Annotated in this window: 21 protein-coding genes; 10 read left to right on the top strand and 11 right to left on the bottom strand. The window is 39.8% G+C overall.

All coding sequences use genetic code 11. From position 1 onward, the window contains the following. Positions 1 to 3: 3 nt before the first annotated feature. The 4 genes from B5X70_RS03910 to B5X70_RS03895 all read right to left on the bottom strand — a co-directional run bounded on the left by B5X70_RS03910 (position 4) and on the right by B5X70_RS03895 (position 4130). Positions 4 to 1053, bottom strand: coding sequence for a sensor histidine kinase (locus B5X70_RS03910; protein ID WP_079556575.1), 1050 nt, complete (start codon positions 1051 to 1053; stop codon positions 4 to 6). A gap of 8 nt (positions 1054 to 1061) precedes the next feature. Next, positions 1062 to 2249, bottom strand: coding sequence for an ABC transporter permease (locus B5X70_RS03905; RefSeq protein ID WP_079556574.1), 1188 nt, complete (start codon positions 2247 to 2249; stop codon positions 1062 to 1064). Continuing rightward, positions 2246 to 3175, bottom strand: coding sequence for an ABC transporter ATP-binding protein (locus B5X70_RS03900; protein WP_079556573.1), 930 nt, complete (start codon positions 3173 to 3175; stop codon positions 2246 to 2248). The genes B5X70_RS03905 and B5X70_RS03900 overlap by 4 nt, the downstream gene beginning before the upstream one ends. A gap of 259 nt (positions 3176 to 3434) precedes the next feature. Next, positions 3435 to 4130, bottom strand: a complete 696-nt coding sequence (locus B5X70_RS03895; protein ID WP_079556572.1) for a LiaI-LiaF-like domain-containing protein — start codon at positions 4128 to 4130, stop codon at positions 3435 to 3437. A gap of 200 nt (positions 4131 to 4330) precedes the next feature. Between B5X70_RS03895 and B5X70_RS03890 the strand changes: the two genes are divergently transcribed. From B5X70_RS03890 to menB, 9 genes are all read left to right on the top strand, one after another. Then, positions 4331 to 4714, top strand: coding sequence for a hypothetical protein (locus B5X70_RS03890; RefSeq protein ID WP_079556571.1), 384 nt, complete (start codon positions 4331 to 4333; stop codon positions 4712 to 4714). 269 nt (positions 4715 to 4983) lie between these two features. After that, positions 4984 to 7353: a TonB-dependent receptor gene (locus tag B5X70_RS03885; RefSeq protein WP_079556570.1), complete on the top strand. Its 2370-nt coding sequence runs from the start codon at positions 4984 to 4986 to the stop codon at positions 7351 to 7353. A gap of 1 nt (position 7354) precedes the next feature. Beyond that, positions 7355 to 7690 carry a hypothetical protein gene (locus B5X70_RS03880; protein ID WP_079556569.1) on the top strand — a complete coding sequence of 112 codons (336 nt, stop codon included), beginning with the start codon at positions 7355 to 7357 and terminating at the stop codon, positions 7688 to 7690. 226 nt (positions 7691 to 7916) lie between these two features. After that, a complete protein-coding gene (locus B5X70_RS03875; protein ID WP_079556568.1) occupies positions 7917 to 8423 on the top strand; it encodes a DUF4625 domain-containing protein in 507 nt (168 codons plus the stop codon). 282 nt (positions 8424 to 8705) lie between these two features. After that, positions 8706 to 9218 (top strand): YfiR family protein, encoded by a 513-nt coding sequence (locus tag B5X70_RS03870; protein WP_079556567.1) that lies wholly within the window; start codon positions 8706 to 8708, stop codon positions 9216 to 9218. 50 nt (positions 9219 to 9268) lie between these two features. After that, positions 9269 to 11686 (top strand): TonB-dependent receptor plug domain-containing protein, encoded by a 2418-nt coding sequence (locus B5X70_RS03865; protein ID WP_079556566.1) that lies wholly within the window; start codon positions 9269 to 9271, stop codon positions 11684 to 11686. Between the two features lie 628 nt (positions 11687 to 12314). Further along, complete coding sequence (locus B5X70_RS03860) at positions 12315 to 13406, top strand: chorismate-binding protein (RefSeq protein WP_079556565.1); 1092 nt, start codon at positions 12315 to 12317, stop codon at positions 13404 to 13406. 46 nt (positions 13407 to 13452) lie between these two features. Further along, complete coding sequence (menD, locus tag B5X70_RS03855) at positions 13453 to 15147, top strand: 2-succinyl-5-enolpyruvyl-6-hydroxy-3-cyclohexene-1-carboxylic-acid synthase (protein WP_079556564.1); 1695 nt, start codon at positions 13453 to 13455, stop codon at positions 15145 to 15147. Between the two features lie 95 nt (positions 15148 to 15242). Further along, positions 15243 to 16061, top strand: coding sequence for a 1,4-dihydroxy-2-naphthoyl-CoA synthase (gene menB / locus B5X70_RS03850; RefSeq protein ID WP_079556563.1), 819 nt, complete (start codon positions 15243 to 15245; stop codon positions 16059 to 16061). Positions 16062 to 16066: 5 nt separating this feature from the next. Here the strand turns inward: menB and B5X70_RS03845 are convergent, their stop codons facing one another. From B5X70_RS03845 to B5X70_RS03835, 3 genes are read right to left on the bottom strand one after another with little or no spacing between them, the layout of a single operon-like run. Continuing rightward, positions 16067 to 16654 (bottom strand): hypothetical protein, encoded by a 588-nt coding sequence (locus tag B5X70_RS03845; protein WP_079556562.1) that lies wholly within the window; start codon positions 16652 to 16654, stop codon positions 16067 to 16069. Next, on the bottom strand, positions 16654 to 17559 hold the full coding sequence (locus tag B5X70_RS03840; RefSeq protein ID WP_079556561.1) for a hypothetical protein: 906 nt from the start codon (positions 17557 to 17559) through the stop codon (positions 16654 to 16656). The genes B5X70_RS03845 and B5X70_RS03840 overlap by 1 nt, the downstream gene beginning before the upstream one ends. A gap of 10 nt (positions 17560 to 17569) precedes the next feature. Next, positions 17570 to 18139 (bottom strand): hypothetical protein, encoded by a 570-nt coding sequence (locus B5X70_RS03835; RefSeq protein WP_079556560.1) that lies wholly within the window; start codon positions 18137 to 18139, stop codon positions 17570 to 17572. Between the two features lie 257 nt (positions 18140 to 18396). Here B5X70_RS03835 and B5X70_RS03830 point away from each other — a divergent pair, with 257 nt between their 5' ends. Next, complete coding sequence (locus B5X70_RS03830) at positions 18397 to 19923, top strand: bifunctional GNAT family N-acetyltransferase/carbon-nitrogen hydrolase family protein (protein ID WP_079556559.1); 1527 nt, start codon at positions 18397 to 18399, stop codon at positions 19921 to 19923. Between the two features lie 111 nt (positions 19924 to 20034). Here the strand turns inward: B5X70_RS03830 and B5X70_RS03825 are convergent, their stop codons facing one another. The 4 genes from B5X70_RS03825 to B5X70_RS03810 all read right to left on the bottom strand — a co-directional run bounded on the left by B5X70_RS03825 (position 20035) and on the right by B5X70_RS03810 (position 24499). After that, positions 20035 to 21486 (bottom strand): TrkH family potassium uptake protein, encoded by a 1452-nt coding sequence (locus B5X70_RS03825; RefSeq protein ID WP_079556558.1) that lies wholly within the window; start codon positions 21484 to 21486, stop codon positions 20035 to 20037. Between the two features lie 132 nt (positions 21487 to 21618). After that, complete coding sequence (locus tag B5X70_RS03820; protein ID WP_079556557.1) at positions 21619 to 22989, bottom strand: RsmF rRNA methyltransferase first C-terminal domain-containing protein; 1371 nt, start codon at positions 22987 to 22989, stop codon at positions 21619 to 21621. Further along, entirely contained in the window at positions 22989 to 24038 is a 1050-nt protein-coding gene (locus tag B5X70_RS03815; protein ID WP_079556556.1) for a nucleoid-associated protein, read from the bottom strand. The genes B5X70_RS03820 and B5X70_RS03815 overlap by 1 nt, the downstream gene beginning before the upstream one ends. Positions 24039 to 24166: 128 nt before the next feature. After that, complete coding sequence (locus tag B5X70_RS03810; RefSeq protein ID WP_079556555.1) at positions 24167 to 24499, bottom strand: hypothetical protein; 333 nt, start codon at positions 24497 to 24499, stop codon at positions 24167 to 24169. Between the last annotated feature and the right edge of the window lie 6 nt (positions 24500 to 24505).

Genomic DNA, 24505 nt, shown 5'->3' with positions numbered 1-24505 from the left:
AACTTAACTGTTTTGTGGGATAATCAAGTGAACCCTAAATTCGTCCCCGACATTTTCTGTTCTCAATAAACCTTCCCGGTTGTACATATTACGAAGAATATTGGCTGTACTTCGAAGTCCCATACCTTCGCCTTTAGGTGAAGGTAAAGTGGCATCGCAATTATTTGAAATTGAAATTTCCAGATTCGGATATTGAAAGTCACATTTAATCTTTACCGTAACAGGATCAAGACTTTCGTATAATCCGTGCTTTATGGAGTTTTCCAGCAATGGTTGTAAAATCATTGCCGGCAACCTGCACTGATTACATTTTTCTGACACTTCCTCCTCATAAATTAATAAGTCGCCAAACCGAACCTTTTCAATATCCATATATCGACGTATATTTTGGAGTTCATCACATACAGGAATTAATTCGGTATGTTTATTACGTAACGAGTAGCGAAGCAGATCCGAAAGTTGGGTTATCATGCGTCGAGCCTTTTCCGGCTCTGTAATGGTAAGCGAACTCACCGAATTAAGGCTGTTGAACAGAAAATGTGGATTCAACTGGGATTTTAACGATTTTAGTTCAGACTCCTTTACCTGTTTTTTTAAAACCTCCTCCTGAAGACGTTTCTCCTCAAGGTCGCGGTAAAACACAAAAAAGTGGTACATCACCATAATCATCATAAAATGTTCGATTCCCCATAAGGCGCGGATTGGTAATATTTGTTTAGCCAACGACACATAATATGAATTGTGGCCAAGAAGCATGTGACTTACAATTCCTGAAACCAACATCCAGGCAATTACACTTAAAACCCCAACCAAAATATTGGTTACCAATCTCCCTGAAATCGAGTTATCTCCGCCGCCATAGCCAATCGGATACCATAAGCTGAACCCCACCACCACCATGACAGCACTATAAACCAGTCCATCAATAAATGCATCCTGCCAGTTAAGGTTGCCGTAATAATACAGAAGAGCTGCGGGTACCAGCGCATGTATTACCAAAAAAGGCAACAGACTGAATACTGAATATTTATGTGATAAAACCGGGTGCAGCATAATACTGATTATTTGGACTCTTTAAGCATGCGAAAAACATCCTTCCATGTTGGTTCGTTTCCATTTATCAAAATGGAAACATGAAATATCCGGGCAGCAAGTTTTCTTATAAAATAAAAAGCTAACGCTAAAAAAATAAACGATCCCATAAGTTCCCACCATGCAACATCAGTTACCACAAAACGCATTGGCATTGCAGAAGCTGAAAAAAGTGGAAACCATGACAGAAAAACAGCTACGTGATTATCGGGATTTAAAAGAAGCAAAAATGAGGCTCCTACAAACAATGAAGGCAAAATCATTAAAGATGATTTGACTGAGTTATTGGGATCAGTTATAATTGAAGCTATTGCGGCTAAAACCGAATTCCAAAGTAATACCCCAACCACAGTAAATGATAAAAAAAGCAGGATGGAAGGCAAATGCAAATATGCCAGTACGCTAGATAACGGAGAGCCGGTTATCTGAAAATAAATAATTCCACCTAAAATACTGATGATTGTATAAATTAGGATAGAAGAGAATCCAGTCAATGTAATGCCCAAAATTTTCCCATCCATCCAGACCTGTGGCCGAATAGCTGAAACAATCTGCTCTGTAATTCGCAGTTGTTTTTCGCCTGTAATAGCTGTGAACTGATATGCGAAACTAATAAAAACAGCCATCACCATCATTCCCGAAAAAAAGATTGCCATGATCCTTCGTTCCCTGCTTCCGGCTGTGAAATAATAAACCTCTTTAACAGTTGCAGGCTTTAAAACATATTGCAAACTCTCTTTTGGCAAATCTATTTCTCGCATGGCAAGTCCGCTGCGGTATTCATCCAGATAACTTTGCAACTCTTTTATCCTTCCGGAATTTCTCCAACTGTGAACTTCAAATGTTGCTCCCTCCTGAGTTAAAAGCGATCCTGATTTTCTTTCAGGCAACTCTGCAATAAAAGTCTCCTGCTCCCGATCATCTAAAATTGTCACATCAAAGTTTTCGCTTAACAATTCAATCAGCTCTCCATCAACGCCTTCCGCAACATGTATTGGAGATTTATCCTGAGATGCCTTAAACGCATAACTGCTTCCAAAAAAACCTATCACGAAAAACACAAGCATTATAACAATACCAATCAATTCATTCTTTATCTTAAAGAAACGATGGTACTCCCACAACATAACTGTCTTTAATTGTAACCAATAATTCATGAACGATGATTTTTAACCAGATTAAGAAAAATATCATGTAATGTATATTTTTGAGTCCTGAATTCTGTAATTCCCGCAAAACCGGATAATTTATTTAAGATGGGCTCCATCTTGGTTCCGGGCATAAAAGTTACTTTTATCTGCTTTTCATCTACAGACTCAATATCCTCAACTTCTTCAATTTCGGAGACTTTGTTTAATGGTGCATGATCTTCAAAAGCCAGATCTATAACCATCCTGTCGCCAAATTTATTATAGATATCGGACAATGAGCCATTATATATTTCACATCCGTCGTTTATCAAAAATACTTTGTTGGCGACTTTCTCAACCAATGGCATTTGATGAGCACTTAACAGAACTGTTGTGCCGTTGTAGTTAATCTCTTTGATGAACTCTATGAATTTCTCCTGATTAATAGGATCAAATCCCGAAAAAGGCTCATCCAGAATTACAAATTCCGGTTCATGCAATATTGAGGCAATAAACTGAATTTTCTGTTGATTTCCTTTGGAAAGCGCCTGTAGCTTTTCATTTGCTCGATCAGCCAACTCTAACTTTTCGAGCCAATGCATGGCAGCAATCTTTGCTTTAGATTTCTGCATCCCTCTGATGCCGGCCAGATAAATCAGAGAATTAATTACCGGTAAATCCAGATAAAGTCCCCGCTCTTCTGGAAGGTAACCCAGCAGGGATGCTATAGAAAAACCATTTCCCTGCCCTTTTAGGTTCCAGCTAATGGCGCCCTCATCGGCATGAATGATATCCATTAAAATTCTTATGGTTGTTGTTTTACCTGCACCATTGGGTCCTAAAAATGCAAACACATCTCCTTCTGCAACAGAAAAGGAAATCTTATTGACCGCGTCTATATCTTTAAAGCGCTTTCGTAATCCCTCTACTTTTAAAATTTCTTGTTTAGCCACCTTTTTGATCCTTTTAATTTACAGTATATCTTAATTCCTTAGCTGCTTCAGAAAAATCATTAAAACTACCAGATCAACATGTTTTGGGATTGAATGACCATCTCAATTGAACAAGTTTCCGATGAGCCATTCAATAAACAAGCTAGTCAGGCCATCTGCTATGGCCAGAACAAATTCAGGAACAATGTCCAGAACTTAATATATTTAAACCATTATTTATTGGAATACACAACAAGATTTATAAGGTCATATCCTTGCATCAATAACTCACCAACTCTCCTCCGCCGAATATTGTTTCTCCTTTAATAACCAATATTTTACTGGTATCAACACCTTCACCTCCGGGTACGCGCTTATCGGTAAAACCTCCCAGAATACTTGTGACCTCAATCTTTATATTCCATTGGCGGGGAACGATCAGTTTCACTCCTCCAAAGATGGCCGTCATCTCAATGGTTGCGCCATCGTCTGATAGTTCTGCATCAATAAGATTAATCTCGCTTCCTCCAAATATTGAAGTTATCTCCCCTCCCTTAAGGTTTTTAGAGTCAATTCGGGTAACATTTCCTCCAAAAATTGTAATCTCTTCAATATAATCGTCGTTGTTGGAGTGATAGTGTAAAGGAGCGTTTTTTTTTCGCTTGCCTCTTAAAATTGCGACACCAATTATAATCAACAAAACAGGCCAATATTTCCATATTTCCCTCATGGAAAAATCATCGACAAGATGCGGCATCATAAAATAGGAACCGATGGTCAGTAAAATTAGGCCGGCAAGCCAATCTCGATTAATAAAGCTGATCAATGATATGGCCACCAGTATCATTGGCCAGCGCATTATTACATTATAAACATGTTCGGGAATCAATCCAAGATTACCTCCCAACAATACCAAACCAGCCAGTAATACTACCAGGCCAAAACCATATTTTCCGGATGCTTTACAACTACCCATAATAATTAATTAAAGAATTATGGTTTAAAAATAGGCTATACAACTGATTAAGCCAACCCAAATTCGACAAATGGAAGAAATAAACAGATGAATACCGAAAATACGATTGCACAAAATCATTTTCAAATGCTAAAAAACAATAAAAGCCGAAACATTCCCCCCTATTTATTAGTTTTGTATATTGAGAATCAAAAAAAGTGATGAAGCGATCTAAATGGTTAACATATGTGGCACCTGTTCCGGCATTGGTAATGCTTTTTACCATGCTGTTTCAGTCGTTCCATAAAATGGAACACTTTGCAGAGTGCCATGAAAGTCATGCCTGTTGTCATATTCCACATCACAATTCAATTTCTGCTGTAGTAAATTATGATGGTGATTTATGGCTGATCGAAGCCGAAGATGTTTCAACATGTTTAGTGTGTCAGTATGAATTTACCTTTTGCTCAGAATTAAAGAGAAGTATTGCTCAAGCAATAGTCAACTTACCACATTCCCCTATTCCGGGATTAAATATTGCCCTACATCATTCTTTTACCGGACTCCACAAGCAACTCAGAGCACCACCCCCTTCTAAAGTATAAATTTCTTATCTCATTAGTTTTAATCAACCATGTTTTGGTTAATTGCCTTCAGCAATTAACATATATCTTGGTTAAATATGAAATTATCCAAAGGTGTCTTACTCTTTACGCCCGAAATGAGTAGGATCTCTCTGAAAGATAAAGTCGGTGAGATTGATTCAGTTCTGAAGTTTAGAAAAAATCTACTTTTTAGGCATATTCACTAATCTGTGTGGTTTTGAACAACCCAAATAATCTCATGGATTAATCCTTTTAATATTTAAACGCATATGCGTATAATCGTAATCATTCTTTTTGCATTACAAACTGTTCACATATTCTCGCAAGACAGGTATCATATTGCAGGCCTTGTTCTTGATGAAAACAACATGCCGGTTCCCGGAAGCTATGTTCAAACAGACAAAGAACAGAGTGTAACAGATGACAACGGACGCTTTGTCTTTAATCAAATTACTGCCGGTCAAATTCAATTGTCTGTATCCTTTATGGGTTATGAAACTTTCGACACGCTGCTGATGGTTAATGAACACAAGCATCTGCGCATCAGGCTGACACCCGACAACATTCATCTCCACGAGGTTAAAGTAAGGGGAAATAACATGCAAACAGCTCCGGGACTTAACAGGGATATTATTTATGCAGACCAATTAGAGCGGCAGTTTAATGGAACATTGGTGCGCAGTCTTGAACGCCAAAGCGGGTTTAACGCGATGGATATCGGTGCTGCTGCTTCAAAACCTGTAATAAGGGGAATGGGATTCAACCGGGTTGTGGTGGTTAATAATGGTCTGAAGCAGGAAGGTCAGCAGTGGGGAGCCGATCATGGTCTTGAAATTGATCCGTTTCTTTCGGAGCAGGTGGAAATAATAAAAGGAGCTGCGTCACTAGAGCATGGAAGTGACGCCATTGGAGGAATTCTTGAAATATCCAACCGTCGACCACCAACAGAAGGAATCAGCGGTTCTTTTCATCTTCTGGGGAAAACTGTAAATGAAACTGTGGGTGGTTCACTCCTATTGCAGGGACGACAAAACCGGCTTTTCTTTAAAAGCAGGATCACTCTCATTGAATATGGCGACTATCGCGTTCCAACGGATTCCATTGTATATCTCACCAGAAATATCCCAATTCACAACCGGAAACTAAAAAACAGTGCCGGACATGATTATAATCTCTTTTTTCAAACCGGGTATCTGGGTGAATTTTGGAGAACCAGTATGACAGCTACACGAGTATGGCAAAAATCAGGTTTTTTCCCCGGAGCACATGGAATCCCGGATTTAAGGAGGGTTGAGGACGATGGCAACTCAAGAAACATAGATATGCCATATCAGAATGTGGAACATTTATCCATTACATCTAACACAACCATTCACACTCCCCACTCCAGTCTAATGCTGGATCTGGGTGTTCAAAACAACCACAGGCAAGAAAGGGCCGAATTTCATACCCATTTTGGAAACCAGCCTCCACCGCAAACCAATCCCGATCTGGAACTGGATTTTAATCTGACCACATATAGTGCAAACGGGAGATGGAATTATAGATTCACACCAATACACGCGATTACCTCCGGTATTCAAACCCAATGGCAAAAAAATAAAACTAATGGATATGCTTTTTTGCTACCGGACTATGAGAGAACATCAGCCGGAGGGTTCATAAAATATGAATACGAGCCGGGCAGAAGGTGGAAATTTAATGGCGGCATCAGATATGATTTAATCTCGTTAAAAACGGAAGGATATTTTGATCCCATATTGCAACAATACATGATTAACCAGGGAAGAGATGCTGAAACAGCGGACTTTTATGCCAGGCGGTCCTTCGAGACCGACAGACAATTCAATAACTACAGTTGGTTGATTGGAGCTACATGGAATGCAACCCAGAGTCTTAATCTGTCCATGAATCTGGGAGAAAGTTTCAGAGCACCAACGGCCATAGAATTAGGAGCCAATGGAGTTCATCACGGATCCTTTCGCCACGAACTGGGCGATCCGCTACTTACGCCGGAAAGAGGATTTTTTACAGACATCACCCTAAATTATAAAACCGATACACGCCAAATCAGTGTATCACCCTATTTTTATCATTTTTCAAACTACATATTCCTGCGGCCCTCAGGTGAGTGGAGCCATCTTCCTCACACAGGACAAATTTTCAGGTTTTCAGAATCTGAAGCAATTATGTCGGGAGTGGAATTCAGTTATTTTGAAGAGTTCCATTCAGAATGGCAAATTGAAATAAACGCCGAATGGCTCTACAATCAACAAATTGCACAAGAGAACAATGCTGCCTACCCCCTGCCTTTTTCGCCGCCAGCCAATGGATTTATAGAGCTAACCAGATTGGTGAGAAGTGCGACCAATGACCTGCCATTGCGAATATCTCTCAACTCTCGTGTGGCATCTTCGCAAAACCGCATCGCGAGAAACGAGAAAACCACACCCGGTTACATCCTGCTTGGTTCAGCAATATCTGTCCCATTTAAAATAAGCGGATTAAATTCAGAACTCAATATTACCGGACATAACCTTTTAAACAAAAGATACTATAACCACATCAGTTTTTATAGAAATCTAGAGATCCCTGAACCGGGCAGAAACATTCAGCTATTATTAAAGATAGAATTTTAAAATGATACAAAAACTGCAAATACCGGCCTTAGTTTTGGCTGCTTCTTTCCTGCTTACTGAAGCAGGAAAGGGTTTGCATTTTGTTGTATATCATCTAGCTCCCGCTCACAATGAACATTGTCATCACCAATGCGATGCATCAAGTACTAATAGCGAAGAAGACATCTGCGTATTTAGTCAGATTCAATTCTTCCCGGCGTCGGTTTCCGAACCGTCTTTGTGTTGCAAACCATTTATACGTGCAAAAAAAATAAGTTCCTTTATTGAAATAAAGATTTATTGCCAAACCATAACCTTCTATCATCAGAGAGGCCCTCCACCTCTTTTTACTTTTTAAAAAACCTAAATTAAAAAGAGCTTATCTCTATCCGGATCAAAAACTAACCCTTAATAATATGGAGCACCAAGCGACATATTATTTATTTTATTTGTGATTGAGGTATAAAGGCTGATTTCGAGAGAGATCAAGCTTTAATTCGAAACATGGATAAATGGCACATTGAACCGTCATATATCTGAGAAGTGCTCATTTAGTCAATCAAACTATTTAAATACATACAAAAATGAAAAAGCTAAAATATATATTACCGGTATTATTTGCATTTACTATTTTTATTGCCTGCAGCGACGATGACGACGTGGATACCACACCTCCGGTCATAGAAATAGTTTCACCTGATGATCATGCACATTTTCATCCGGGTGAGACCATCCATCTGCACGCCATCATAACAGATGACACGGAGCTGGCTACTTGGAAAATTGACATTCATTACAACAGCGACGGTCATACCCATAGCCAGATAATCACCCTGAAACATGGAGATCATGACCATCACCATGGTGAAAAAGAGTGGCATCTTCATAAAGATGGCTTAATTGAAGGGAATGTCAAGGTTTATGAACTTGAATTAGACCTGATTGTTCCCGAAGATGCAAAACATGGTGAATACCACTTAGGAGTATTTGCTGTGGATAAAGCAGGCAACCAGAGTCAGGTTTTCATTGAGATTGAAGTTGAAGATGATGACCATGACCATCATGAGCATGAGCATGAGCATGAGCATTAACATTTGATTTGATTTTGTCCATTGACTTTTTGAGTCAATGGACAATTCAGAAGGATTCAATTGTTTTGATTCTTTTCTTTTTTTAAGATGAATTTTAAAGAGAGCCTGATGAACGGCTCTCTTTTTTTTATGAACAGTATGTAATCTTTGATTAAACAGGAATCCATTCCTGATGAATTGCGTAAACGGAATCATGGTTCAATTGCTCACGGCCAAAAACCAAAACAAAAAACATTTAAATTATATTAAGCTCAATCTACAAATCTTAACATCTAAAAACTTATGAAAAAAGCACTTTTGTTGTTATTCATTCTGGTCTTAATTTGCCCGGCATCGATATCGGCTGGTCAAATTGCAAAATTTAAGGCACTCTTTCTTTTCAATTTTGCACAAAACATTGGATGGCCCAACGATGCAACCTCCGGGGATTTTATTATAACCATAGTGGGCGACAATGAGATAGTCAGAGAACTTACAGAGCTTTCTCAATCCCGAACCATTGGAGGGAACAAATTGGTGGTTCGAAGCGCCGAATCGATCGGCAGTATTGACCGGACTCATATCATTTACTTAGCACCGGATAAGTGCGGGTTGCTTCCAAATTTACTTTCCTTAAAAGAAAATGAACCCATATTAATTGTTGGTGGCGAACAAGGTTTATGTGAGCGGGGTGCAGGAATTTCATTCCTAATGCGTGATGGCAGATTACGCTTCCAAATCAGCCCTCAAAACATTGAACGGCATGGACTAAACACTTCCAGTCGACTAATTGCCCTTGGTGACGAGGTTCGATAATCAAAATGACTAAATTAAACCTAATCGTTCAATACTAACAAATACTTACGATGAAGAAATATATATATCTACTGTTCATACTTTTTATCTCTTTAAACACATACGCTCAGCAACCTGACCGTGCTCCACTCACCAGAGAAGCCGTATTGGAAATGTCTATTGATGATTTGGCCGATTTGGATTTGGAAGAACTAATGGCTGCCATGGACTTGATGGGTGTGTCCAGTTTAGAAGAGTTAATCGATTTACTCATTAATAGAAATGTTTATTCGGCTTCAGGTCGAGATGAGAGCACGATGGTGTCGCCTTTATCCTCCAGTGTACTTACCCGGGAAGAGATTCGTGACTATGGAGCCACAACCATTGAAGAAGCTTTAAGGTTAATACCGGGAATTATTGTCCGCCAAAAAACCAATGGGAACTTTGATGTTCACTTGAGAGGGTTGGATAATCTGCCGGCACACAATATGATGCTTTACTCGGAAAACACCAATACCCTTCTGATGATTGACGGTCGTCCTATGTTCAACTATGCGCATGGTGCCATTGTGTGGGAAACCTTGCCCATTGGTTTTGAAGACATTGAACGAATCGAAGTCGTTCGTGGACCTGCCAGTGCCCTCTATGGCTCAAATGCCGTGAATGGGGTGATCAACATTCTTACCTCAAAAACCACCAGTCAGTCGCCATTGGCCTCTGGTTCAGTGCAAGCAGGAAATATGAATACTTACACCGGTGATTTATCTCTGAGAAAATCTTTTAATGACAGATTCTCAGCGGCAATTACCACTAACTTCCAAATGCGCAACAGAGAAACCGATAAGGTAAATTTCTTTGATCTGGGAGAGATGTATCTGCAAACAGGCGAAAACGAATATGAACCATTTAATGGTGGTTATTTGCCCATAAATCAATATCAAAGCCTTCGTCAACTATTTCAGGGGCATTATTTTACACTTTTAACCGACGATGTTGACAAACTGTTTCCGGATCCGGGATTAGGACGTGAAAATATTGGAGTAAATGCATATATGCATTACGACATCACACAAAATTCCAGCGTTGATGTGAGTGGGGGATATCAAAATTCATATGTTAATTCTTCGCCGGTAGGTGATTTGCCTCGAGCCCTTGCTGGCAGAAAATCATCCACCGGGTATTTTAACCTCAATGCCACCCTCGGAGATTTAAAAGTACAAACAAATTACATGGGAGGAGTTCAAAACTTTTCAACCGGAGAAACCGGTTTTAAAATCGACATGGGTCAGTTCAATGCCAATGCAGAATATGATTTCCACATCAATTCCTTTAACATCCGTCCGGGAGTAAGCTACCAAACCCTTTATTACGATGATACCCCATATCTTGAAACAGGTGAAGCCGGTTATCTGAACGCGAAAAGAGAACTAAATACTCTTGGGTTAAGTCTAAGAATGGATTATATGCTTTTTAACAGGATTAGGCTCATCTCGGCCTTGCGAACTGAGAAGTACAACAATCCCGACAAATGGTACACCTCCTGGCAATTTGCCGGAACACTTCCCATTAACGAAAATCAGACCGTACGTGCAGTTTACTCAAGAGCCAACAGGTCTTCCTTTATTGTTAATGCGCACTCAAATTATACCTGGGACAGAACTGGACGCACACCTCCAAATTTTGTGCATTTTAATGGAAATCCCGAAGCAGACCTACTAACTACAGATATGATAGAATTTGGTTACAGGGTGAGACCTAACAATCGAATCTTGTTGGATTTGGAGATGTTTGCTTCAAAAACCAAAAACTTCGGCGCTCTGATGACTGATTATTCAGGCATATTTAATGTCATGGAACTGGTAACTGGTCAGGCACAAACTCCAGAAACGCATGTTTACATCACATATAACAACATGGATCTGGAAGCCACCCAAATAGGTGCCAGTTTTAACCTCGATTATATCATTTCAGAAAAGATTATCACACGGTTTCATGGTACAGTACAACAGACAAAACTTGACAACTACTCGAGCATAAATAGAAATGAAATAACAGGACAGCAATTAAACACTGCTGGTGAAGAACTAACCAATCTGATTGGAGGAATAATGGCTGGCCAAATCCAGCCAACACCTGAAAACCTGCAACCTGTAACGTCAGACTGGCAACCAACAAATTTTGAAGATGGCGTAAAACACAAAAACACACCTTCATTTTGGGGAATGGCAGGGATTATTTACAGGCCAACTGATAAGTTAACCATTGCTTCAGATGCATATTTTTACAGCAGTCAAACCTATCAAACCATTAATGGTGATGTAGATATTGACAGTAAATTCATATTAAACTCAAAGGTTTCATATAAGGCGACAAAGAATCTGAGTGTTTTTGTGAATGCACGAAACCTAATAAACAATGATACCCCTGAATTTGGCTACATGGATAATATTGGAGCTTTATATCTGGGAGGAATTCAATTTACATTTTAATTGCAAAGAAAGAACAAGGAATTAAGCTGCCCTTCACAGGGCGAATATGAAATACATCGTTTCAGCCCAAGGCATTGCCTTGGGCTGAATTAATTTAGGCTTTCAGCCTGTTGGAAGACACAATCTCAATACGCAGTATTGTTTTAGGTAGGATTAAATAAGGCTTTCAGCATTGGAAATGCTTTTGGCATTGATGTAGCGTACAGATAAAGTATCTTGCTTATAGCAACGCCACGGAGTGGCAGATTATTTCAAACCAACGGCAACGCCGTAGGAGTAAGCGCAATGAGAATTTACGTCCTGAAAGGACAGGTTAATTTATAAAAATAATATTTAGTTCTGAAAAGTGGAAAGAGGAACTCAAAAATATGACCAAAATCAATTGAGCTTATGGAGATAACATTGCAAATTTAACTAGAGCCCAAATTAAATTTAACCACAAAGAACACAGAGGAATGCTCAAAGACTCACAAAGGTAAATATCCAAACATACAATCCTTTGTGAACTTTGCCCAACACTCAGTGACCTTTGTGGTTACTTTTTTATCATTTTTGAGAATCTCTTCGTGTCTAAATTCAACACAAACTACCTCAAATTGGTTATCTTTGTAAATTGTACAAAGATAAAATGGAAACCAACATCATCTCAGAATTAAATAAACATCTGCAAAAGGAATCCTGCATCATTTACCGGCTTCCCCGCGATGGTAAATTAATGTTTTGCTCAATAAAAAGGAGCATTGAAGTTACGCACAAGGACTTCGATCATTATCTTGACCTCCAGGGGTTTTTCCTATTTCCGTTTGACACCACAAGTGAAAAAGCCTGGTGGTTTGAAACAAACGTAAATCAATTTGAACCGGAAAATAAGAGCTTTCCAAAACTGACTGCTGTCCAGAACGAAACCGTAATATGCGGAAACACATTTGAAACCTACACACAGCAGTTCAAAAAAATGGCTAAGGCTCTTGAAGAAGAAACTGTTCAAAAAGTAATTTTATCTCGCAGAATACAAGTTGAACAGAATCTTATACCACACTTGGCTAAAATATATCTTAATTTATGCCGTACAGCCTCCAACGCTTTTGTTTATCTGCTGAATACACCTCAAACAGGCATTTGGATTGGAGCCTCACCCGAAATTTTACTGGACAAAACAGATGATACCGTTACGACGGTATCACTTGCCGGCACACGTCGGGTTTATGATTCCGAAATGGACAAATGGGGAGGAAAAGAACAGGAAGAACAACAGATGGTCAGTAACTACATTGATGAATTATTAACCAGAAGTAAAATCAACAATTATAAGAAGATTGGCCCTTCAGTAGTAAAAGCAGGTAATGTGACCCATCTTAAAACCTTATATTCTTTTCCATATTCCAATATAGAAAACAAAACCGGAGAATTCATAGAGCAACTTCACCCTACACCAGCTCTGTGCGGAGAGCCAAAAGAAAAAGCCATGCAACTGATTCGGGATACCGAATCTCATAAAAGAGAATATTATGGCGGGTTTTTAGGTCCTGTAAATAGAGACGGACTGCATCTTTTCGTAAACATCCGTTGCATGAAAACAAACCAAAAACATAGTACTATATTTGCAGGAGGCGGACTTACGCGACGTTCTGTATTACAGGAAGAGTGGGATGAAACGATTCTCAAAAGCCACATGATGCTTTCAGCAATTGAGCAAAGTCTTCAACAGTCTCAGGCTTGATTTCTTCAAGCATTTATCTATTTTCGTAAATAACCAAAACAATATAATGAGTAAACCAATTTCTGACAAACCAATTGTAAAAGCACTAGTAGAATTATGTCACCTTCATGGTGTTGAGCAAGTGATAATCTCTCCGGGTTCACGAAATGCTCCCTTAATAATCTCTTTTAACGGATGTGAAAGATTTGAATGCCTGAGCATTGTTGACGAACGCAGCGCAGCTTACTTTGCACTGGGTTTGGCCCGTGAAAAAAAGAAGCCGGTGGCTTTGGTCTGCACCAGCGGTACAGCTGCGCTCAACTACGCACCTGCAGTAGCCGAAGCTTACTACCAAAAAATTCCATTGGTGGTAATCACTGCCGACCGTCCCAAAGAATGGATAAACCAGGCTGACGGCCAAGCCATTGACCAACCGGGAATCTACAACAACTTTATTCGCCATCAATGCACTCTACCACTTTCAGGAGGCCACAGCGATGATGAGTGGTACATGAACCGTATGCTTAATGAAGCTTTTCAGAAATGTAACGGAACAGTACCCGGCCCTATTCACATCAACGTTCCCATGCGCGAACCGCTTTATGGAAAAACGGTCTACCCGGAAAAAACAGCCAGAAAAATAGAATTGCTCACCGGCGACAGCCAATTATCGGAAGAAGCCATCGCGCTTCTAACGTCAGAAATAGAACGGTACGAGCGAGTCATGGTTATTACCGGAGCCATGTATCATCAACCCGAACTTAAAAATGCACTGGAATTACTAGCAAAAAAAGGAGTGGTAGTTCTCACCGAAACTTTGTCAAATCTGGAGAGTGATAATTTCACTGGTAATATGGACAGAATTGTATCCACCATTACCGAAGACGAGCATCTTTTTTTCAGCCCCGATATGCTGATTACACTTGATGTTCCGGTACTTTCTAAAATGATAAAGAAGATATTGCGAAAAACTCAGCCAAAGATTCATTGGCATTTTTCAAATCATCATAATATAACAGATACCTATCAGGCTCTTTCGAGAATTATAAAAGGGAATGCAGCCCAAATTCTTCAGCAGGTTGCCAGTAAAATGGATGAAAGGGAAAAACGGTTCAGAGACACATGGAATAAACGAGCAACTTTGTCTGCCGAAAGACATACCCAGTACTTCGACAAACTTGCATGGTGCGACCTGAAACTGTATAATATACTTAGCGAAACCAATCTTCCATCCAGACAAATTCATCTTGGAAACAGCACTCCTGTGCGTTATGCACAACTCTTTAACTGGAACGAAGAACATACATGGTATGCAAATCGGGGAACCAGTGGCATCGATGGTTGTGTAAGCACAGCTGCCGGAGCAGCTTTTGGTTCAGATAAACCGGTGCTGCTTATTACCGGAGACCTGTCGTTTTTATACGACAGCAACGGTCTTTGGCATAAATATCTGCCGGAATCATTCCGAATTATTATCGTAAACAATGGCGGTGGGGGAATTTTCAGGTTCATTCACGGTCCAACAGACACCGAAGAGCTGGAGGAGTTCTTTGAGACAAAACACTCGCACAACTGCGAAGGTATTGCACGAACTTTTGGCCTTGATTACCATTCATGTAAAAACGCCGATGAAGTTACTGAGCAATTAAAAACATTTTTTAATCCTTCAAACAAACCAGCCGTTATGGAAGTATTTACTCCGAACGTAGAAAGTGGTAAATTGCTGAAACAATATTTTAAGTTTTTGAAAAACGAGATTTAATTTGTTTAACACATAAGGCACATAAGAAAATTTTAAGGAAGTCTGTAATAATTATTAGAAACCCTAAGTTTCTTTTGTTGTAAAAATGTAAAGACATGGAACGTAATTGGAAATCTGAAAAAGAATACCAGGATATCAGGCTTGAGACCTGGGAAGGAATTGCAAAAATAACCATTAACCGGCCACGCGTTTACAACGCGTTTCGTCCACAAACCGTGAAAGAACTGATTGAGGCCTTTGATATTTGCAGGGAACGGCAGGATGTTGGCGTGGTTGTGCTTACTGGCGAGGGAGATAAGGCATTTTGTTCGGGTGGCGACCAAAATGTTAAGGGACATGGTGGCTATATTGACGAAGATGGGGTGCCCCGACTCAACGTGCTTGATTTACACAAACGCATTCGTTCACTACCAAAGCCGGTAGTGGCCATGGTAAACGGATACGCCATTGGTGGAGGTCATGTTTTACATGTGGTATGCGACCTCACCATCGCCAGTGAAAACGCAATATTTGGCCAAAGTGGACCCAAAGTGGGTAGCTTCGATGCCGGTTTTGGTTCTTCATACCTGGCGCGACACGTTGGACAAAAGAAAGCCCGTGAAATATGGTTTCTATGCAAGCAATATTCTGCAAATGAAGCCGAAAAAATGGGTCTTGTAAATAAAGTTGTTCCACTTGACATTCTCGAAGAAGAGACCATTGATTGGTGCAAAATCATGCTTCAACGCAGCCCTATGGCGCTGAGAATGATAAAACGCGGACTTAACGCCGAGTTGGACGGACAGGCAGGAATCATGGAGCTGGCCGGAGATGCCACATTAATGTTTTATCTGATGGAAGAAGCGCAGGAAGGTAGAAATGCATTTCTGGAAAAAAGAGAGCCGGATTTCAAAAAGTTCCCGAAATTTCCATAATGGCGTTAAAATACAAACACAATACCCGTTGAAAGTTTAAGAATCGTATCGGAATAATCACGACCATAGTTAAAATTGGCGTCAAGACTCCATGAAACGGTTCCCATATTGATTAAAAAGCCGGCGGTGGTGGACAGGTAATTGAAACTGTTATCACCGCCGCTTGTGGTATAATATTGTTTTCCCAACCCTGTGCTTAATCGCAAAATATTGGCGAGTAACAGCCCTCCCTCAATCTGATAAAATGAGTTAAAACGGCTTTCTATTACATTGTTCATATCAAGACCGGAAAATCCTGCCATTTCATTTAGTGTAAAACGATTTGTATATCCGGCAGCACCAAATGCACCAAATGCATGGCTTGAACCATCCTCTCCGGTATAAAATCCGAAAAAGATATTCATTTGCCAATTCAGCCTGTCTGCATCAAATGAATCAAACTCATCTGAATGCTCTCCGTGAAAATAGGTAACCGAAGGACCAAAAAAAAGTGCAAGTCCCCCGCTGCTTTTCCCTTCAGACGACTGTCCCTCCAGCATAGCCGGAAAGGAGGTCATCATAAAAGAAACCAATATGATTAATATCTTTTTCATCACCTTCCAATTTTAAATACGCCCCCGATTTGCAGCAATGTCAAACCATTTCCAATATCCACATACGCTCCGGCCTTTTCACTTAAACGAACATCAAACCCCGCTCTAATAGGAATACCAAAACTTCCGCTACGCGCGCCTCCTTGCACCAGAACAGAACGTTCATCATCAGTAAATCTTATTCGACCATCGGTTCTGACACTGGAATTTGTATATGATATACCGCTTAATAAATAAGGCCTGAATAAATCCATATCAATGTAATATCTCCCCACTACAGCAAATGTGAAAAGAGTTTCAGTAATGTCTCTTTCCGTCAATAACTGGTCGTATTCACTCAATGTTCTGTCGGAATACTTAAAACTGGCCCAGCTTATAGAACTTCCTAACTCCATGTTTTCACTGAATGGAAACAGGTAGGTTAAAGCCATGGCAGGAAATCCTGTTCTGTCGCGATATTCATCAATCTCTGAAATTTTGGAATATTGCCTGAGTAAACCAAAACCAATCCGCAACTCGCCATTCCTGATTTCAGAAAACCACAAAGTCTCTCCGGTTGTTTCAGTTTTCTCAATTTCACCAATCCCACGAAAACGATGTCCATCGGAACCAACACCGGTATCAGGCTTCCCTTCCACAAAGTATTCAGTTAATTGGTTTCTGTAGCTGATGGCATATATTTCGTTCCAGAATAGTTCATAAACAGGGCCATCAGGAATATCGGTTCGTTTATAACGAACCAATTCCTGTGTTCTGCTAACCTCAATAACTTTACCATAAACTATCTCACCATTGGTTTTAACAATCACATCAAAACCTGCCGGTTGTACATCGGTTGTTTGGGAGCTTAAATGAAAAAAGCCAACTACAAAAGCAATAAAAAATATGGAGTATAATTTCTGCATACAATAATTGTTAGTATTCAATATCTTTAAACTCAGCATCGTAAATAGAAAACAGTGAATCAGTATCATGAATAAAACAGAGTTCAGCCCGGAAACCTCCTGCAATAATCTGTTCATCTGCTTTTTGTCTGTCAATTTCGAAAAAAGCATCTTCTCTGGCGCTTTCGCACAAACCGGCCATATAGTATCGGTTAGGATTTCCCTTTTCAATGACGATGAGCGAAACATCGTGCAGGCCTCCCCGATTTGGATGATAACTACTTGTGTAACGATGCCTCAGGTCGTCTGTATCTTTTACATCTAAAGATATGGACAACTCAAATTCCATCCCATCGGGTGATTTGCCTTCAAAGACAAGATAGTACCGGCGAAAAAGAACCGATGGCAAAGTTTCATCATCGAATTCCACAACAACTGACTGACCAGGATAGAACATCATATCCCGGCTTCTCCAAGTCTCACTTTGCCCTTCAACCCTGAAACTAAGAACACCTTCCCGTTCAATTGAAATGGTCTCAATGTCAGTCCCGCAACCAGTAACGACAATAAATATTAAAATGAAAAACTTCAGTAATTTCATACTTTCCTATTACCTTGATTCATAATTAAAGACAACAAAACCTCAACTCCATTAAATATATGAAAAAAATCAACCCAAAAAAAGTTAATCGCTTCAGGAAATTACAAACAGTTAATATATATATATAAGATTCTGAATGGTATATAAATTAAACAATCCATTGCTAAAGAAGTTTATTTTATATACTTTTCCAATAACATTTACGGGCTAGAAGACCCGTAAACCATTTTTTTTTATAAAAAGCAAAAACTGAATTTATGACCGACATTAAAAACGTTGAACTACGCAATCTTAACATTGATGATTACGAGGAACTGAAAGCTGCCATGCTAAAGGCCTATTCGAACTGGCAAGAGTCGTACTGGCGTGAGCATGAAATCAGAACTCTTCTGAACATTTTCCCGATGGGACAGCTTGCGGTTTTGGTTGATGGCGTCATTGTGGGTTGTGCTCTTTCAATATGCGTTAAATACGAGCTTTTTGGCGATGAACATTCTTACAAAGAGATAACGGGGAACTACACCTTTACCACGCACAACCCTCGTGGCGATGTTCTTTATGGTATTGACATGTTTATTCATCCCGAATTCAGGGGATTAAGATTGGGACGTCGGTTATACGACGCCCGCAAGGAGTTATGTGAACAATTGAATCTGAAAGCGGTTGTTTTTGGCGGACGTATTCCCGAATACCACATTCATGCGTCAAAGATGACTCCACGCGAGTATATACAAAAAGTGAAAGACAAAGAGTTGTTTGACCCAACGCTGACATTTCAACTGTCAAACGATTTTCACGTTAAAAAGGTGCTGACCGATTATCTGCCGGGGGATAAAGAATCGAAAGAGTATGCTGTTTTGATGCAGTGGGACAATATTTACTATACAAAAAAAACGAAAGAACTTAAACAGCAAAAATCTGTCATCAGACTCGGATTGGTACAGTGGCAAATGCGCCATTACGCTACTTCCGAGGATATGTACGAACAGATAGAGTATTTCGTAGACGCTGTTTCAGCCTATAAAAGTGATTTTATTTTGTTTCCTGAGTTTTTCAACGCGCCACTTATGGCAAAGTACAATCACCTTTCGGAGCCCGATGCCATCAGAAAAATGGCTGAATACACCGAAGATATACGAGACCGCTTTATACAGCTGGCCATCAGCTATAACGTCAACATTATAACCGGCAGTATGCCGCTTATTCGGGATGATAAACTTTTCAATGTAGGATACCTCTGTAGGCGAAACGGAACTTTCGACTCCTATGAAAAAATTCATGTTACTCCCGATGAAATCAAGGCATGGGGACTATCTGGAAGCAATAAACTACAGGTATATGAAACCGACTGCGGTAAAATAGGCATCCTGATTTGTTACGATGTGGAATTTCCGGAATTACCAAGAATCTTAGCCGACCAGGGAATGAAGATTCTTTTTGTCCCATTCCTTACTGATACGCAAAACGGATACAGTCGTGTTCGTTACTGTGCGAGAGCGAGAGCCATTGAAAACGAATGCTTTGTAGCCATAGCCGGTTCGGTTGGAAACCTTCCGAAAGTTCACAATATGAACATCCAGTATGCACAGTCGGCAGTGTTTACACCTTGCGATTTCCCCTTTCCCACCAACGGGGTAAAAACCGAAGCCACACCTAATACCGAAATGATTCTGGTTTCGGATGTGGATTTGGACTTGCTATCGGAACTGCACACCTACGGAAGCGTGCGTAATCTCAAAGACAGGCGTACTGATGTGTTTGACCTGAAACTGAAGAATGGATAAATAGAATTATTTTATTATCCATTTAACCACTTCGTGGTTATGAGAAAACACCACCATACAAATAGCACCGCATAAATATGCGGTGCTATTTGTATTTATCCCTTCGGGATATTACCTGTATTTATCCCAAAACATACTGGTAAACAATATTATAACGGTGGTTAGTTCCAGACGGCCAATTATCATTAAAAATGAGAGTACAATTTTCCCTGCATCGTGAATGTGATGATAATTGGCTGCGGGACCAACTGTTCCTATCCCCGGCCCCACTCCACCTAAATTGGCCGCAACCGCACCTACAGCTGTAAAGGTATCCAATCCCAAAAACACCATAATAATTGAACCGGAAATAAATGTAAACAGATAAAGAACCAAAAAAGTAATCAGGCTGCTGACCTTTTCATCATCAATCACTTCTCCGTTTATCTTTAGAAGACTTACACTATTGGGGTGCAACATGCGTTTAAAGTGTAACACAACACTCCGGAACGAAACCACATGCCGGATAACTTTTATCCCACCACCGGTACTTCCAACGCAAGCACCCACAAACATCAACAGAAAAAGCAATGTCCATGCAGGTGTTGGCCACAGTAAATAATCATAAGTAGCAAAACCCGAAGTTGTTAAAATAGAAGTAACCTGAAAAAATGACTTTCGGATTACATATTCAAGATTGTAAGTTCCTTCTAAATAAACAGCAATTGTTATGGCGATTGTCACAATACCAACAATTGACAAATAAGTTTTTAACTCTATATTACTAAATACTCTTTTAAAACGACCTTTTATAAAATGGTAGTGTAGGTAAAAATTCATTCCGGCCAAAAGCATGAAAAGAATGACCACATATTGAACAAATGGAGAGAAAGCACCGATGCTTGCATCTTTGGTAGAAAAACCGCCGGCAGCCATTACAGTAAATGCGTGGTTCAATGAATCAAAGAAAGACATTCCTCCAATTAAAAGAAGAGGTATAAGAATAATGGTTAATGCAACATATATACCCCATAATCTTTTCGCAGTACTTGCTGTTTTCGGTGTTAGTTTTTCGTATGATATCCCCGAAGCTTCACTTTTAAAAAGGTTATACCCTCCAATTCTTAAAAGCGGCAGAATGGCCACAACCAGAACAATAATACCCATGCCTCCTATCCATTGAGACAAACTCCTCCAGAACAAAATGCTTTTGGGTAGTGATTCTATATCAGTCAAAATTGTGGAGCCGGTGGTGGTAAACCCGGATACCGTTTCAAAATAGACATTGGGTAACCCTTCTATTGAACCTGTAAAAATATATGGCAACATGCCGAAAAGAGATATTACCACCCATGTAAATGTTACGGTAAAATAGCTGTCGCGAAGCCCCAACTCTTTCCTGAGATTAATAAGAGACCCAAAGTACATAAAAGTTCCGGCTGCCAGAGTTATCAACGAAGAGGCAAGAATGCCCCCAACAGTATCTTCACCATACACAAACGCCCATATAATGGGTGTTAACATAAACAACCCCAGCAAAATCAGGACTCGCCCAAAAATATTGATAATAAAACGTATGTTCATTTATCCCGAATAAGAATAATAAAGCTACAAAACCCTTTTAAGCGGCGCAAATGTATGAATTAAAAGTGTAACCAACCGTTTAGATTATCATATTTTCGGATACGAAGTTTGAAACAGAATCAGACCCAACTCTTATTCCGGCAAAGCCATGCGAATTCTAAGAGATGTGGGGTACAAGTTATTCATGCGGGTGCCAATATTCTTTGCAAAACCAAGAGGTGAGCCATGATACGAAATCAGAACATAACCCTTCTCCATTTCGGAAGGAGGCTGCAATATTTCTCCTTTTAGATATTTCAGAGCTTCTCCATGCGATAGATTACAAATATTAAATGCTTCAGGGTTTATATCTACACTCAGTGCCAGCTCATGAGCTGGCTGAAACCTACCTTTTATAATCTGGCCTACCTCAACCCCATAGCGAACTACAGATAAGTTCCTCAGGTAAAAAAGGAGGTCATTTACAAATTGATTTGGAAAAGCTCTCCAACCGTTTGAGTCTTCCGCAAAATAAAAGTTCTTAGAATCCTTTATGCAGTTGGCCACAACCGCTGGTGTTTTGGATTTTTCTTTGCTTTTTGTTTTTTTGAGATTGACTTCTTTTGCTGATTCTTCTCCTCTTTTTCTTAATAAGGCCACAAACAGTCCCTCTCCTTTGGATTTATGAGGATAAAATGCCAGTGCGTTGCCGTTACCTATCCCTAAAGAAGAAATGCACCAATTGTTTGGTGCATTTAAGGGGATTATTTCAGCTTTGTTACCTTCCAAAAGCCACTGAATATTCTCCTCATTCTCGGCAGGATTGAAAGTACATGTGCTATATATTAAGTAACCACCGGGTTTGAGAGTCGCCCATGCATCAGTGAGAATCCTCCTTTGTCGCGATGCACACATCGCGGCATTGCTTTCACTCCACTCTTCAATGGCGCGTTCATCTTTTCTGAACATGCCTTCGCCGGAACATGGCGCATCCACCACCATCACATCAAAATGTGATGGTAAACGGCCAAAATCAGAAGGGTCGTTTCGGGTTACCACACAATTGGAGTATCCCCATTTCATCAGATTCTCAGCCAGAATGTTTGCTCTGCTTTTAATGACCTCGTTGGCCACCAAAACTCCTTTTCCCGCAAGGAAATTTGCTATAAGCGTGCTTTTACCACCCGGCGCACCGCATAAATCAAGAATAATTGGATTCTCAGGCAATTCGGTATGGCTCCTCAATATCCAATCGAGAATCATGCTTGAGGCCTCCTGGGGATAGTAACATCCTGCATGGAACAAGGGGTCGAGTGTGAAAATTGGTTTTTGGGAGAGATAAACACCATCCTTACACCATGAAACAGGCTCTGCTGCGACATCAGAAAGGGACTGCAATTTGGAAGGGTTGTAACGTACCGACGTTACAACATCATTTGAGAGAGCTTTCAGAAAATCTGTAGAAGCATCTCCAAATTGTTGCTGAATTCTTTGTATAAAATCTGTCGGAAATCGGGAATTCATCACAACTCCTGTTCAAAAAAGAGTTTGTAATAATTCATTCCCTTTTGAGAGTCGAATCCCTTTTCAATGTAGTCGCGCTTTCCATGTACGTAAACATGGAAATTCTTATCTAGTTTAAGTACCGATTTAAAGTGCTTCTTTTCACTCTTTACGGCACTTCTGGAGATATCAAAACTGTCGTTAAGCGGAATTCCTCTGTCTTGCTCAAATTGTTGGCGATAATCAGCAAATGCTTCCGAAACCTCAGGAAAACGAACCACTTCGCGTTCAAAATCTTCCTGATTAAAATTAGGTTTTTTATCGAAAAAGTCCAGCGAACGATTTAGAAAGTCAAACTGTTCGGGACGAGGAACCTGGTTTTCGTTATTGTAAACATCCTTAACAAACCCTTTACAGGCATCCATATAGTTTTGTGTAAAGTAGTAGCTGTCCTCGCGAGGTTGCAACCCCAGAAAATCTTCTTTCCAAAAACGAGCTTCGTTTCCTTTATTGATGTTATCAACCATTACGCATTTGAATCCCTGTTCGCGTTCGGTGTTGAAAATAATACACCCTTTATCCAGTTTGCGAATATTGATGCCATCCTGTGTCCCCAACTCAAAATTCTGTTCTTTGAGATATACTTTTAGAAAAGTTTCCTTGTTCTCCGATTTAAACAGTCCTAAACCATCTACAACTTCTCCATCCACCACGCAATTCCGAAAAAGAGCCAGGTAAAACTCGCCTCCTTTTATTTTAGGATGATTGCTTTGTTCGTGCAAAAACTCAGCCATTTGAAGTGACGCGTTATAAAACAAAGAGGCATCATCAAAAATCTCACAGGCCAACTGATAAACCTTTCCCGCAGCATCTTCCTCCGCTCCTATAAAATTAAAATAAGCTTCGGTTTTAAACGCGTTAAAGAAATAACTTTTTAGCACATTACCAACCAACTCCTCATCCTGAAGTTTGAGAGTATTTTTTGAATATCGAACCGGCTGACCTTCTGCTTTAGCTCCGATGTGGTGAACAACCACATCTTCAATTACTACTTGGGAACTTTCTACCATATCCTGATTTTATTATATATCAAATAATAATACAATATCAGTTCAAAAGGATTTTATAAAATCCTTTTGAACTGACACCATACAAAAATATAAAATATCAGGAACTTACTGAGCAAAAAACAGATTAATCAAACACATACTACTTTGCAATTTCGTGCATACCAGCTAACCGGATGGTCGGCTCCATTGATTAATTCGGTGAGGATTTTTTTATCGTCCCAGTTGTTTTCAAAACTGCAAGTTTGGTCTAAGGCTTTTGATAAAAGAAGGTACTCCTCCACAATTTTCATGGTCAATTGTCCTTCAAACTCTTTAAGCGTAGAAAGAAATTTCTCACAAATCAGTTGAACCTTTGGTTCCTCCCTCCTCAGTGTTTCCCTGGTGGTAAAAATATAGTCGTCAACCCTCACAAATTCCTGCTCATCCAGGGCAATGTTAAAAGTGAAATTAATTTTCCCCATTTTTTG

Source organism: Alkalitalea saponilacus, assembly GCF_900168165.1.
Taxonomy (GTDB): domain Bacteria; phylum Bacteroidota; class Bacteroidia; order Bacteroidales; family Marinilabiliaceae; genus Natronoflexus; species Natronoflexus saponilacus.
The sequence above is the reverse complement of the archived record's forward strand: the minus strand, read 5'-3'. Positions and strand labels throughout refer to the sequence as shown.

Coding starts and splice junctions, on each gene's coding strand:
- B5X70_RS03870 (WP_079556567.1), top strand. CDS start 8,706: ATGAAAAAAGCACTTTTGTTGTTATTCATTCTGGTCTTAATTTGCCCG.
- B5X70_RS03840 (WP_079556561.1), bottom strand. CDS start 17,559: ATGCAGAAATTATACTCCATATTTTTTATTGCTTTTGTAGTTGGCTTT.
- B5X70_RS03860 (WP_079556565.1), top strand. CDS start 12,315: ATGGAAACCAACATCATCTCAGAATTAAATAAACATCTGCAAAAGGAA.
- B5X70_RS03890 (WP_079556571.1), top strand. CDS start 4,331: ATGAAGCGATCTAAATGGTTAACATATGTGGCACCTGTTCCGGCATTG.
- B5X70_RS03820 (WP_079556557.1), bottom strand. CDS start 22,989: ATGAATTCCCGATTTCCGACAGATTTTATACAAAGAATTCAGCAACAA.
- B5X70_RS03835 (WP_079556560.1), bottom strand. CDS start 18,139: ATGAAATTACTGAAGTTTTTCATTTTAATATTTATTGTCGTTACTGGT.
- B5X70_RS03845 (WP_079556562.1), bottom strand. CDS start 16,654: ATGAAAAAGATATTAATCATATTGGTTTCTTTTATGATGACCTCCTTT.
- B5X70_RS03910 (WP_079556575.1), bottom strand. CDS start 1,053: ATGCTGCACCCGGTTTTATCACATAAATATTCAGTATTCAGTCTGTTG.
- B5X70_RS03905 (WP_079556574.1), bottom strand. CDS start 2,249: ATGAATTATTGGTTACAATTAAAGACAGTTATGTTGTGGGAGTACCAT.
- B5X70_RS03815 (WP_079556556.1), bottom strand. CDS start 24,038: ATGGTAGAAAGTTCCCAAGTAGTAATTGAAGATGTGGTTGTTCACCAC.
- B5X70_RS03885 (WP_079556570.1), top strand. CDS start 4,984: ATGCGTATAATCGTAATCATTCTTTTTGCATTACAAACTGTTCACATA.
- menD (WP_079556564.1), top strand. CDS start 13,453: ATGAGTAAACCAATTTCTGACAAACCAATTGTAAAAGCACTAGTAGAA.
- menB (WP_079556563.1), top strand. CDS start 15,243: ATGGAACGTAATTGGAAATCTGAAAAAGAATACCAGGATATCAGGCTT.
- B5X70_RS03880 (WP_079556569.1), top strand. CDS start 7,355: ATGATACAAAAACTGCAAATACCGGCCTTAGTTTTGGCTGCTTCTTTC.
- B5X70_RS03895 (WP_079556572.1), bottom strand. CDS start 4,130: ATGGGTAGTTGTAAAGCATCCGGAAAATATGGTTTTGGCCTGGTAGTA.
- B5X70_RS03865 (WP_079556566.1), top strand. CDS start 9,269: ATGAAGAAATATATATATCTACTGTTCATACTTTTTATCTCTTTAAAC.
- B5X70_RS03830 (WP_079556559.1), top strand. CDS start 18,397: ATGACCGACATTAAAAACGTTGAACTACGCAATCTTAACATTGATGAT.
- B5X70_RS03810 (WP_079556555.1), bottom strand. CDS start 24,499: ATGGGGAAAATTAATTTCACTTTTAACATTGCCCTGGATGAGCAGGAA.
- B5X70_RS03825 (WP_079556558.1), bottom strand. CDS start 21,486: ATGAACATACGTTTTATTATCAATATTTTTGGGCGAGTCCTGATTTTG.
- B5X70_RS03875 (WP_079556568.1), top strand. CDS start 7,917: ATGAAAAAGCTAAAATATATATTACCGGTATTATTTGCATTTACTATT.